This window comes from Erwinia sp. 1181_3 (assembly GCF_052824965.1).
The window spans coordinates 37,528-49,841 of the sequence record NZ_VTDE01000013.1 but is presented as its reverse complement, the minus strand read 5'-3'; the positions used below and the strand labels follow the sequence as shown (position 1 = coordinate 49,841).

12 protein-coding genes are annotated in these 12,314 nt (G+C 53.6%); 2 read left to right on the top strand and 10 right to left on the bottom strand.

Annotated elements, in window-relative coordinates; genetic code table 11:
• Positions 1–10: 10 nt before the first annotated feature.
• Positions 11–1,324 (bottom strand): NCS2 family permease, encoded by a 1,314-nt coding sequence (locus FY046_RS21090; protein ID WP_133844824.1) that lies wholly within the window; start codon positions 1,322–1,324, stop codon positions 11–13.
• Between the two features lie 200 nt (positions 1,325–1,524).
• Here FY046_RS21090 and yieH point away from each other — a divergent pair, with 200 nt between their 5' ends.
• Positions 1,525–2,187, top strand: a complete 663-nt coding sequence (gene yieH, locus FY046_RS21085; protein ID WP_446186456.1) for a 6-phosphogluconate phosphatase — start codon at positions 1,525–1,527, stop codon at positions 2,185–2,187.
• A gap of 55 nt (positions 2,188–2,242) precedes the next feature.
• Here the strand turns inward: yieH and FY046_RS21080 are convergent, their stop codons facing one another.
• From FY046_RS21080 to FY046_RS21045, 8 genes are all read right to left on the bottom strand, one after another.
• The gene (locus FY046_RS21080) at positions 2,243–2,554 is read right to left on the bottom strand and encodes a hypothetical protein (protein WP_238337116.1); all 312 of its coding nucleotides are present in this window, start codon (positions 2,552–2,554) and stop codon (positions 2,243–2,245) included.
• A gap of 462 nt (positions 2,555–3,016) precedes the next feature.
• Complete coding sequence (locus FY046_RS21075) at positions 3,017–4,255, bottom strand: MFS transporter (protein ID WP_133844828.1); 1,239 nt, start codon at positions 4,253–4,255, stop codon at positions 3,017–3,019.
• 125 nt (positions 4,256–4,380) lie between these two features.
• Positions 4,381–5,118 (bottom strand): phosphate signaling complex protein PhoU, encoded by a 738-nt coding sequence (gene phoU / locus FY046_RS21070; protein WP_133844830.1) that lies wholly within the window; start codon positions 5,116–5,118, stop codon positions 4,381–4,383.
• A gap of 17 nt (positions 5,119–5,135) precedes the next feature.
• On the bottom strand, positions 5,136–5,906 hold the full coding sequence (gene pstB, locus FY046_RS21065) for a phosphate ABC transporter ATP-binding protein PstB (protein WP_133844833.1): 771 nt from the start codon (positions 5,904–5,906) through the stop codon (positions 5,136–5,138).
• Between the two features lie 43 nt (positions 5,907–5,949).
• Complete coding sequence (gene pstA, locus FY046_RS21060) at positions 5,950–6,837, bottom strand: phosphate ABC transporter permease PstA (RefSeq protein ID WP_133844834.1); 888 nt, start codon at positions 6,835–6,837, stop codon at positions 5,950–5,952.
• Entirely contained in the window at positions 6,834–7,796 is a 963-nt protein-coding gene (pstC, locus tag FY046_RS21055; protein ID WP_133844835.1) for a phosphate ABC transporter permease PstC, read from the bottom strand. Before pstC ends, pstA begins: the two co-directional genes overlap by 4 nt.
• Positions 7,797–7,894: 98 nt before the next feature.
• On the bottom strand, positions 7,895–8,935 hold the full coding sequence (gene pstS, locus FY046_RS21050; RefSeq protein WP_133844836.1) for a phosphate ABC transporter substrate-binding protein PstS: 1,041 nt from the start codon (positions 8,933–8,935) through the stop codon (positions 7,895–7,897).
• A 151-nt stretch (positions 8,936–9,086) separates the two neighbouring features.
• The gene (locus FY046_RS21045) at positions 9,087–9,980 is read right to left on the bottom strand and encodes a DMT family transporter (RefSeq protein WP_197931243.1); all 894 of its coding nucleotides are present in this window, start codon (positions 9,978–9,980) and stop codon (positions 9,087–9,089) included.
• A 95-nt stretch (positions 9,981–10,075) separates the two neighbouring features.
• Between FY046_RS21045 and FY046_RS21040 the strand changes: the two genes are divergently transcribed.
• Complete coding sequence (locus tag FY046_RS21040) at positions 10,076–11,017, top strand: LysR family transcriptional regulator (protein WP_205945580.1); 942 nt, start codon at positions 10,076–10,078, stop codon at positions 11,015–11,017.
• Here the strand turns inward: FY046_RS21040 and FY046_RS21035 are convergent.
• The gene (locus FY046_RS21035; protein WP_133844837.1) at positions 10,959–12,299 is read right to left on the bottom strand and encodes a serine hydrolase domain-containing protein; all 1,341 of its coding nucleotides are present in this window, start codon (positions 12,297–12,299) and stop codon (positions 10,959–10,961) included. The two genes, FY046_RS21040 and FY046_RS21035, sit on opposite strands and share 59 nt — an antisense overlap.
• Positions 12,300–12,314: the final 15 nt, after the last annotated feature.

The following is a 12,314-nucleotide window of genomic DNA, read 5'->3' as shown; positions in this document are numbered from 1 at the left end:
GTTAGTCTGATTAATGCGCGTCGATAAACGCGATTTTCAGAACGAACAGTAACGCCACGACCACGACGCACGGGCTGATTTCACGCCAGCGCCCCGTGCCCAGCTTCATCACGCAGTAAGAGATAAAGCCCAGTGCGATACCTTCAGTGATCGAGAAACTGAATGGCATCATCGCCGCTGTCACAAACGCCGGAACCGCTTCGGTCAGGTCATCCCACTTCACGCGCGCCAGGCTTGAGGTCATCAGCACGCCCACGTAGATCAGCGCACCGGCTGCGGCATAAGCGGGGACCATACCCGCCAGCGGTGACAGGAACATCACCAGCAGGAACAGCACGCCCGTCACAACGGCCATCAGGCCGGTACGACCGCCCACGGACACGCCGGATGAGCTTTCGATATACGCAGTCACCGAAGAGGTACCGATAAATGAGCCGGCAACGGAACTGATGCTGTCCACATACAGCGCCTGCTTCATACGCGGGAACTTACCCGTCTCATCAGTCAGACCGGCTTTATCCGTCACACCAATCAACGTCCCGGAAGAGTCAAACAGGTTGACCAGCATAAAGGAGAAGATGATCCCGGCCATGCCAACGTTCAGTGAATCTTTCAGGTTAACCTGCCCCAGAACGGAGGTCACCGCAGGAGGCGCTGAGAAGATACCGGTATATTTCACATCACCAATCGCCAGACCAATCAGCGTGGTCACCACGATCGACACCAGCACCGCCGCATGGATATTGCGCGATGCAAGGATGGCGATAATAAAGAAGCCCAACGCACCCAGCAGTACGCTGTGCGAGGTCAGGTTACCGACTGTTACCAGTGTTGCTTCGTTGGCCACGATAATACCGGCATTTTTCAGCCCCATCATCGCAATAAACAGACCAATACCGGCAGTGATCCCGACGCGCAGACTCAGTGGAATATTGGCAATCATCCAGTAACGCACACGGAAGATCGTCAGCAACAGCAGGCCAACAGCCCCCCAGAAAATAGCGCCCATTCCGATCTGCCAGGATATCCCCATCGCACCCACGACCACGAAGGCGAAGAAGGCGTTCAGCCCCATCGCGGGGGCCAGTGCCACAGGCAGGTTCGCGACCAGCCCCATCAGAATACTGCCTCCGGCAGCTATCAGACAGGTGGTAACGAAGACCGCCTGCGTGTCCATGCCGGCCACGCCGAGGATCTGAGGGTTAACAAAAACGATATACACCATCGTCAAAAAGGTGGTGAAACCAGCAATCACCTCGGTACGAACGGTGGTGCCATGCTCCTGCAATTTAAAAATCCGTTGTAACAGACCGGGATTCGTCATTATGTGTTTCCAGAACGGAGAAAAGTTGTCGGCCGTTATCCTACCCCAAAATTCTGATTTTGGGATGCCGATCACCCGGTTTTTTCGCAACCGATTGCGCTGTTTTACCCGTCTTATCACAACCGTTAACAGTAATTGACATAATTCACCCCGCTTCGCGCTACTATCGGGTATCCACCCACTGGACAGAAGGAATCAGGATGACCGTGGAATGCATTTTTTTCGATTGTGATGGAACGCTGGTCGACAGCGAAATGCTCTGTACTCAGGCGTACGTCAACACTTTCGCGCAGTTTGGTGTCACGCTGTCGCTGCAGGAGATGTTCGAAAAGTACAAAGGAGTGAAACTGTACGACATCATCGCGGATGTCTGCCAGCAGCACCCGCTGACGACCCCGGTTGAAGTCCTGGAACAGGCTTATCGTCAGGAAGTGGCTCGCCTGTTTGACCTGGAGCTTAAACCGATTCACGGTGCAAAGGCGTTGCTGGAAAAAGTGAGTGTTCCGGCCTGTGTCGTCTCTAACGGGACCGTCCCCAAAATGCAGCATTCGCTCGGCCTGACCGGCATGCTCTCCTTCTTTGGGGACCGCTTATACAGCGGCTATGACATTGAGCACTGGAAACCCGACCCGGAATTGATGTACTACGCTGCCAAACAGATGGGCGTTGCGATTGAGCGCTGCATTCTGATCGATGATTCTGAGGCGGGGGCAAAAGCGGGCATCGCCGCCGGGATCCCGGTATTCTATTACTGCGTCGATGCGCATAATCCGGTAATCAACCATCCACTGGTGACGGTGTTTGATGATATGGCACAGCTGCCAGATTTATGGCAGGCGCGTGGCTGGCAGTTAACGCGCTAAATGGGGGCAGGCCGGAAACAACCCGGCCTGTTGCCAGCAAGCGGTATAGAAAAAATCAAATACCGTCCCCCTCATTGATATACCAGCGTAATGAATTTGACAGCAGTGAAGCATGTTTAATAACTTTGCCTTCATCGACCAGCTGTAAAAGAATATTTCGCATCATATAGATACTCTCACCGCAATTATCCGCTAACTCTCTGGTTTTAGGCCATAGCGTGGGATCGGATAAATGCGTACCCTCTTTGGGGCTGGAGGCGAGTTCCTGGCAGATTAAAGCCAGCGCACGGAATGCCTCTTGTTTCTTTAGCTGAACGGCTGTTTTATTTCTTCTCATATCTAATATATTAATGATAGCGTTAATCACCCGCTATACATTACTCCTTTTCGCTATATTAATTATACTCACGGTGAGGAGGGATCGTGTACCTGCATTGTTATTATCGCTGCCAGCACCGTTCCCCCTAAGTGACCAGTTGATATTTTCAGCGCGGAACACATCAAAATCGAAATGGAAAATAAAGAAGGGATATATCGCCTCAACACTGAGAAAAAAAACAAAAACCATTGACTAATTTCGAGACTATCGTTTTTCTTAAGCGCTGTAAACAATATAAAATCACAAAGAAAAATAATACCACTATATGCCAAACAGGTTACCAAGCCGATATATTCACACACCTATTAAAGTGTAAATTTAAATAAATAAGCACTTTAAGAAAATTTCTATAAAAATAATAAAGGGAAAAGGAAGAATAGAAGAAAACGGGGGGAGAAATCAGGTTCATATTATCCTGCGCTGAAGGGACCAGCGCAGGATGCCGCTCAGTTAGCCAATCGCGCCCAGTGCATCATCGTTACCCTGCTTTTTCGGCAGCAGGAATAACGTGGCGACAATATCCAGCAGATAGATCAGTGCCAGCATGGTGATAGCAGCAGTAAATGACCACTGGCTGACCAGCAGCCCAATCACCAGCGGACCAAATCCACCCACACCACGCCCCAGGTTAAACAAGACATTCTGCGCCGTAGCACGTACTTTCACCGGATAAGTGTCAGAAATCAGCGCGCCGTAACCGCCAATCATGCCATTCACAAACATCCCCATCAGTGCCCCGGTAAACAGCATGGTCGTCGGATCGCGCAACTGAGCGTAAACCACCACCATCACCACTGCGCCAAACTGATACAGCAGGAAAATTTTCCAGCGGGAGAAGCGATCGGCCAGCAGACCAAATAACCAGATACCGAAGGTCATCCCGACGACCGTGACCGCCGTCCACAACCCGGATTTCGTCAGCGAAAAACCAAAGTTAGATGAGAGATAACTCGGCATCCAGATCATCAGACCGTAATAACCAAAGTTCTGTACAGAACAGAGGATAAAGATGCCGATGCTGGCTTTGGTGGTAGCCGCATCCACGAACAACAGCTTAATGCGCGCCGTGAACGACAACCCCTGATTCACATCCACATGCTGGGTGAACGCTTCCGGCTCCCCCATGCCACGACGAATGGCAAACGAGGCCAGGGCGGGCAGCAGGCCAACGAGGAACATGCCGCGCCAGCCGATCACATTCAGCAGCAACGGCGTGATAAATGCCGCCAGCAGTACGCCGAGTTGCCACCCCATGCCCACCCACGCTGAAGCACGGTTACGCTTGTTGGCAGGCCAGGCTTCGGCGATCAACGCCATACCAATACCGAACTCACCGCCCAGGCCCATACCCGCAAGGGTGCGATACGCCAGTAAATCCCAATATCCCTGCGCCACTGCGCACAGCCCGGTAAAGACTGAAAACATCAGGATGGTAAAGGTCAGTACACGAATACGCCCGAGACGATCGCTGATATGGCCGAAAACAATGCCTCCCAGCACGGCACCAATCAGTGTCCAGGTGACCAGTGAACCAGCCTGCGAGGGGGATAATGCCAGCGACAGACTGATAGCAGGTAACATAAAACCGAGGATCAGCAGATCAAAGCCGTCCATTGCGTAACCGCTGACAGCAGCGACCATCGCTTTGCCCGGCGTGACGCTACGCTTGTCCGGGGGGGAAATTGACATGATTTTCTGGCCTTTTCATTGGAAATTTGCCGCAAGTATAAGTATGAGCGACGAAGGTATCCAGACGAAAAAGTGATGGGGAAGGAAGTCAGGCATGCCGGGGGGTTGGCACGCCTGAGCAGAGATTACGACGGGTTATTGCTACCGGTGTCATCGCCGGTCAGCAGTTTATCCAACTGGTCACCGCCCACGTGACGGAAATCCTGACCTTTCACGAAGTAGAAGATAATTTCACAAATGTTCTGGCAGCGGTCACCGATGCGCTCGATGGCACGCGCGCAGAACAAGGCCGTCAGCACACTCGGGATAGTGCGCGGATCTTCCATCATATAGGTCATCAGCTGGCGCACGATGCCCTCATACTCCTGGTCAACCTTCTTGTCTTCACGATAGATTTCAATGGCGGCAGTAAGATCCATCCGCGCAAAAGCATCCAGTACGTCATGCAGCATCTGAATGGTGTGATGGCCCAGTGACTCCAGGCTCACCAGCAGCGGCTGGTGCTGCTGGGTGAATTTTTCCAGCGCGGTACGGCAGATCTTCTCGGCAACATCACCAATACGTTCCAGCTCAGAGATGGTTTTGATGATCGCCATTACCAGACGCAGGTCGCTGGCAGTAGGTTGACGTTTGGCGATGATGCGTACGCAGGCTTCATCAATCTCCACCTCCATCATATTGACCTTGTGGTCACCTTCAATCACCTTGTTCGCCAGTTCACCATCCTGGTTGTGCATCGCCGTGATGGCATCGGTCAACTGCTGCTCGACCATGCCACCCATGGTCATCACCTGGGTGCGGATATGCTCCAGCTCGGCGTTGAACTGGCCGGAGATATGTTTGTTCAGATTTAAGCTATCCATTGTATTCTCCAGTCAAATCAACCGTAGCGGCCGGTGATGTAATCTTCAGTTTGCTTCTGATGCGGCTTGGTGAACAGTGTATCGGTATCACTGAACTCGATCAGTTCGCCCAGGTACATAAATGCCGTGTGGTCGGAGCAGCGTGCTGCCTGCTGCATATTGTGGGTGACGATCACCACGGTGTAATCCTGCTTCAGTTCCGTAATCAGCTCTTCGATGCGCCCGGTTGAGATCGGGTCCAGGGCCGAGCAAGGTTCATCCAGCAGTAACACTTCCGGGCGAATCGCAATACCACGCGCGATGCACAGACGCTGCTGCTGACCGCCGGAAAGACTGTAACCGCTCTGATGCAGCTTGTCTTTGGTTTCGGTCCACAGCGCCGCTTTCGTCAATGCCCACTGAACGCGTTCGTCCATATCGGCACGTGACAGCTTTTCAAACAGACGCACACCGAAAGCGATGTTGTCATAAATCGACATCGGGAACGGTGTAGGCTTCTGGAATACCATGCCAACACGGGCACGCAGCAGGGCGATATCCTGGCTGGCGGTCAGGATGTTTTCGCCATCCAGAAGGATTTCACCTTCAGCACGCTGCTCAGGATAGAGCGAAAACATCTTGTTAAACGTACGCAGCAGCGTGGATTTACCGCAGCCGGATGGGCCGATAAACGCCGTCACCTGGTTTTTAGCAATATCCAGATTGATGTTTTTCAGCGCATGGAATTTTCCGTAATAGAAGTTCAAATCACGAACCTGAATCATCTTAGCGGAAGTCGTATCAACCATTTTTATCTCACTTAGTCCGCGCCGCTAACGCCGCGCTGCTCAATTAATGTTTGCTCTTGGCGAAGATCACGCGTGCCAGGATGTTCAGTAACAGTACACACAGCGTAATAATCAGCACGCCCGCCCAGGCCAGACTCTGCCATTCGGCAAACGGACTCATCGCGAACTTAAAGATGGTCACCGGCAGGTTCGCCAGTGGCTGCATCATATCGGTGCTCCAGAACTGGTTCGACAGCGAGGTAAACAGCAGGGGTGCGGTTTCCCCGGCAATGCGGGCAATCGCCAGCAGAACCCCTGTCAGAATGCCGGAAACGGAGGCTTTCAAGGTAATCGCCGAAATCATCTTCCATTTTGGCGTCCCCAGCGCATACGCCGCTTCTCGCAGGCTGTCCGGTACCAGTCTAAGCATGTTTTCGGTGGTGCGGATCACGATCGGGATTTGCAACAGTGCCAGCGCCACCACCCCGGCCCAGCCGGAGAAGTGTTGCATCTGCGCCACCACGATGGTGTACACAAACAGACCGACCACAATCGACGGCGCCGAAAGCAGAATGTCGTTAATAAAGCGAATCACTTCGGCCAGCCAGGACTTACGGCCATACTCAGCCAGATAGATCCCCGCCATAATCCCCAGCGGCGTCCCCACAGCGGTTGACCAGAAGATCAACAGACCGCTGCCTGCCAGGGCATTTGCCAGGCCTCCTCCCGCCGTATTCGGCGGGGGCGTATTCTCAGTAAACAGCGACAGCGTCATGCCGTCGATACCGCGAGTCACGGTAGAAAACAGGATCCACACCAGCCAGAACAGACCGAATGCCATCGTCAGCAACGACAGGGCGAGGGCAATACGGTTTTTCATCCGGCGCCACGCCTGCATCTTACGGCGTGAAGCGAGCAGTTCGTCACGCGCCTGCAATTCCATCGTGGTCATGAGCGCGCTCCTTCACTTTTTGCCAGACGCAGGATCATCAGTTTTGAACAGGCCAGCACGATAAACGTGATGACAAACAGTATCAGCCCCAGCTCCATCAGCGCGGCGGTATGCACGCCCGATTCCGCTTCAGCAAATTCGTTCGCCAGCGCGGAGGTGATGCTGTTACCCGGCATAAACAGTGAAGCACTGTCGAGTTGGTAGGTGTTACCGATAATGAAGGTCACCGCCATGGTTTCACCCAGTGCGCGCCCCAGGCCCAGCATCACCCCACCAATCACCCCGTTTTTGGTGAAGGGCAACACAACACGCCACATCACTTCCCAGGTGGTACAGCCAATGCCGTACGCGGACTCTTTCATCATCACTGGCGTCTGCTCGAACACGTCGCGCATGACGGAAGCGATATAAGGGATAATCATAATCGCCAGGATAATTCCGGCGGCTAAAATCCCGATACCAAATGCCGGGCCGGAGAACAGGGATCCTACAATCGGTACGTTAGCCAGTACGTCCCCGACGGGCTGCTGGAAATAGGTGGCAAACAGTGGCGCGAAAATAAACAGCCCCCACATGCCATACACAATGCTGGGGATAGCCGCCAGCAGTTCAATCGCCACGCCCAGCGGGCGACGCAGCCAGTTAGGGGCCAGTTCGGTCAGGAACAAGGCAATGCCGAAACTTACCGGGACAGCGATAAGCAGGGCAATAATGGAGGTGACGACGGTACCGTAAATCGGCACCAGCGCACCAAACTGTTCGTTAGGCGCATCCCACTCTTTATTCCACAGGAACGAGAAACCAAACTTCTGGATACTCGGCCATGAAGAGATAATCAGGGAAACGATAATGCCACCGAGCAGCAACAGCACAATCAACGCAGCCAGTTTAACCAGCGCGCTGAAGATGATGTCACCCTGTTTTCCGGGAGCCTTGAATGCCGGCTTGGTTGCAGCCATAGAATTCTCGAGTCTGATACTGCTGATACGTATCGGGCCAGGCAAGCCTGGCCCATGGGGGCATAAGCACCACGCATCGTGGTGCTTACTGCAATCGCTTAGTACAGTGCTTTGCCGGAGCTGTCTTTCACGTTGGTTTTCCAGGCGCTACGAATCTGCTCAATCACAGAATCTGGCAGTGATGCGTAGTCCAGGCCAGCCGTGGTTTTGCTGCCGTTTTTATAAGCCCAGTCGAAGAACTTCAGTACGGCGGCGCCTTTCTCAGCATTAGCCTGCTCTTTGTGCACCAGGATAAAGGTGGTAGAGGTGATTGGCCACGCGTTGTCGCCTTTCTGGAAGGTCAGATCCTGAGCAAAAGATTTGGACCAGTCTGCGCCTTTCGCGGCATCGCTAAAGCTTTTCTCACCCGGTTCAATGGCTTTGCCATCCGCATCCACCAGCTTGGTGTAAGCCAGGCTGTTCTGTTTCGCGTAGGCGTACTCAACGTAGCCGATAGACCCTGGCAGACGCTGTACGAATGCAGCCACGCCGTCGTTACCCTTGCCGCCCAAACCGGTTGGCCAGTTAACGGTGCTACCTTTACCGACTTTGCTGCTCCAGTCGCTGTTCACTTTAGACAGGTAACTGGTGAACACGAATGAGGTACCCGAACCGTCAGCGCGGCGTACCACGTTGATGTTGGAATCAGGCAGTTTCACGCCCGGGTTCAGCTTGGTGATGGCCGGGTCGTTCCACTTTTTGATGGTACCGAGGTAGATATCACCCACGGTTTTGCCATCCAGCGTCAGCTGTCCAGATTTGATACCAGGAATATTAACCGCCAGTACCACCCCGCCAATAACTGTCGGAAACTGGAACAGGCCATTTTTTTCTAAATCTTCGTCTTTCATCGGCGCATCTGATGCACCGAAGTCTACGGTTTTAGCGATAATCTGCTTAACGCCGCCGGATGAACCGATACCCTGATAGTTAACCTGGCTGCCCGTCGCGGTGTTGTACTCTGCTGCCCACTTGTTATACACAGGTGCCGGGAATGTCCCGCCAGCACCGGTCAGGTTGGTCGCGGCCATTGCGGTAACGGCGCTCAGAGAAAGGGTTACTGCGACGAATTGAGCCAGGGTTTTGTGCATCAGTGTCATGTTCCCTCCACGGGATTAAAAAGTCAGGCCAGTTGCCGTGTTTGTCTAATTAATGATTGCTGCTGGAGGCAAAATAGGACAGTTTGGTGACAGTAAAATGTACGAAATATGACACTTTTGTGACAAGCCACTCTAATCATGAAGGCTGACGTCAGTCGGTTTTTTCCATTACCGCGCTCAGTCCCGGGTTACGTTTAACCGGGCGCGTGGCCCACAGCGATGCAGCAACAATCAGCAACCCGCCCAGCCATGCCGCTGGCGTCAGCGACTCCTGCAACCAGAGCACGGCAAACAGGGCACCAAAGAGCGGCTCAGACCCCATTAATAGTGAGGCACGCGTCGGTGAGGTACGTTTCACCGCGTAGTTCTGCGCGAAGAAAGCAAACAGCGTGCAGAACAACACCAGGTAAAGCGTCGGGCCCCAGAACAGCGTACTCTCAGGCAGGGCCGGTATCCCATGCTCTGTCGCCAGTAACACTACCAGCGAACCGCTGGCGACCACCCCGGTTTGTACCGCCGTCAGCGCCAGTGCGGGCACATTGCGATGCTGGGTCATTTTTTTCGTCAGACACACCATCAACGCGCGCAGCAGCGCAGCGCCCAACACCAGCAGATCGCCCCTGTTCATCGCAATCTGCGTACCGCCCACCAGCAGCATGGCACCGCAAAGAGAGACGGCGGCGGCGATAAACACGCTGATTTCGGGCCGCTGACGGAACATCAGCCATTCAACAAACGGCGTCAGCACCACGCATAGGCTGATCAGAAATGCCGCATTACTGGCAGAGGTCAACGCCACCCCATAAGTTTCACACAGGAAAATAGCCAACAACACCGAACCCAGTATCAACCCCGGGGGCAGCGCCTGGCGCCAGCAGAGCCTTAACGTGGGTAAGAGCAGAACGAAGGTCAGCAAAAAACGAATAAACAGAAAACCCACGACCGGATAGAAAAGAACGGCCTGTTTTGCCATGCCGTAGCTCGTTCCCCAGACCACGGCGACAGCCAGTAACATCCACTCTGCGTAACGCTGTTGTTTCTCCACCTGCATTCCCCTGACGTTGGCGATAAACCCAACTGCGATTATGATGTTTTTCTCCAGACGGAATAATCCGTACGGGTAAACAAGACTTGTGCGCTATGAGAACAAATCAATATATGGGTCTGCTGCCGTATATGGCAGTGTTCGTGAAAGTGGTGGAACTCGGCAGCTTCTCGGCGGCCGCAGAAAAGCTGGGCAGCACCGCGTCTTCGGTCAGCCGTCAGATCGCCAGCCTGGAAAATGCCCTGGGGGTGAAACTGCTGGAAAGGACGACACGCAGGCTGCGCCTGACAGAAGCCGGAACCGTCGCCTGGGAGCGCTGCTTTGAGATGATGCAGTCCGCAGAGTCGGTGTTTGAGCTGGCTGGGCGCATTAGTGACACCCCGCAGGGGCGGGTGAAAATCAGTGCACCGCGTGCCTACGGCAAGGATCTCATCTCCCCGCACGTGGCTGAGTTTTTACAGCGCTACCCTCAGGTGGATCTGCAACTGATGCTCACCGATCGTATGGTGGATTTAATCAATGACAATGTTGACCTGGCGATCCGCATTACCGATACCCCGCCTCCGGGGCTGGCGGCACGCCCGCTGTTTCCTGTCAGGCACGTGCTCTGTGCCAGCGCAGAGTATCTGCAACAGCACGGTATTCCGCAGCACCCGCAGGATTTAACGCAGCACAGCTGTATTTATCTGGGAGAAGTGCCCGGGGATAATCAGTGGAAGTTTCGTCATATCGCCAGCGGAGAGCAAATCAGCGTTGCGGTACACGGGCGCTTTGCCTCAAATCACAGCAAAGCGAGGCTGGAAGGCATCATTCATCATCTGGGCATCGGGTGCCTGCCGCGCTTTTCCGCGCAACAGGTCATGGATAACCGACAGATTATTCAGGTACTTCCCGAATGGGACTACATGACATCCTATTACGGGATGTCATGGATTTTGTATCATCCCAATCGCTATCTTCCCCCTAAATGCCGGGTGCTTATCGATTTTTTGCTGGAGAAGCTGAAGCACCAGACAGCGCATTCGCAATCGCATTAAACATCAAAGAGGCTTCGAGCGGCTGGGCATCTGATGCCGGTTCTGCCTGTGGCCAGGCGGACCACTGAACAATCACCAGTTTCTGCGCCTGGTCGATCGCAATCATCTGGCCAAAAATACCCTCAGCCGACAGGGTCTTATTACGCGTTAATCCTTCTGATGGTGCATCGTTTTTCGCACTCAAGGGCACACCGATGTTCCACCACTGGTAACCAAATTGTCCGTCAGGATAATCGGTCGTCACCGAGTTTTCGGCTTTATTCCAGGTACTGGCCTCTTTTACCCAACCCTCGGGCAGCGTTTTCGTGCCATCAGGCAGGATGCCATTGTTCATCACGAACAGACCAAACTTGCCCCAGTCTTCGAGCGTTGCGTTAAAGCCGTGTGCACCCACATCATGTTTGCCCGGCAGATAGCTGTGCCACACGCCATCATTCACCATTCCGTAAGGCTGCCAGATGTTGTCCTGCAGATAGCGGGCCAGTGTTTCTCCGGTCGCTTTCTCCAGCGTGTCACCCAGCACCCAGGCACCGCCGGAAGAGTAGGACCAGACCTGACCCGGTTTTGCATAGGCTTTACGCTGAGGGTCGAGTACCAGTTTGCTGACGCAGTCATAGGTGTCTTTTCCTGCTTCACACTGGGTCAGTTTGGCAAAATCAGATTGGGGGTTGGTGTAATCCTCATTCCAGGTCACACCGGAGGTGTGCTGCAGCAGACTGCGTAGAGGGACATGTTCCCAGGCAGTGCCCCGTACCTCTGGATTGTACTTCACAGTCTCATCATCCAGCGAGGCTATCTTCCCCTGCTTCAGTGCGATCCCGACTAACGTGGACACCACTGATTTACCGACAGATCGCGAGGTCCATAGCGTCGTTTTCGTGTTGCCATGGCCGTAATAGTCCCAGACCTTTTTACCGTCTTTAATCACCATCATGCCTGTCACGTTATTGCGTTTAAGGTAATCTGCCAATGAGTAGTGATGCTGCTGATACTCATAGGACACGGCAGAGAGATTGCGATGAGCAACAGGGAGCGGTACGCCTGCTTTGCTGGCGCGGAAAATATCGCCGGGATAGGATCGATAGTCGTTACGAAAACCCACCACGCGCTGCTGAGGCGTCCAGGTAAGCATATTTTTGACGTCTGGCAGGTTTTTATCCAGCGGAGCAGGACACGTTTTCAGTGGCACCGGGCAGGGTACCTTCGCTGATGAGGCATTCGCCTCGTATACGGTGCCAAAGCACAGCGCCATCAGACAAAACCCCGTTTGCATCTTTTTCATTCTATTCCCTTAAAA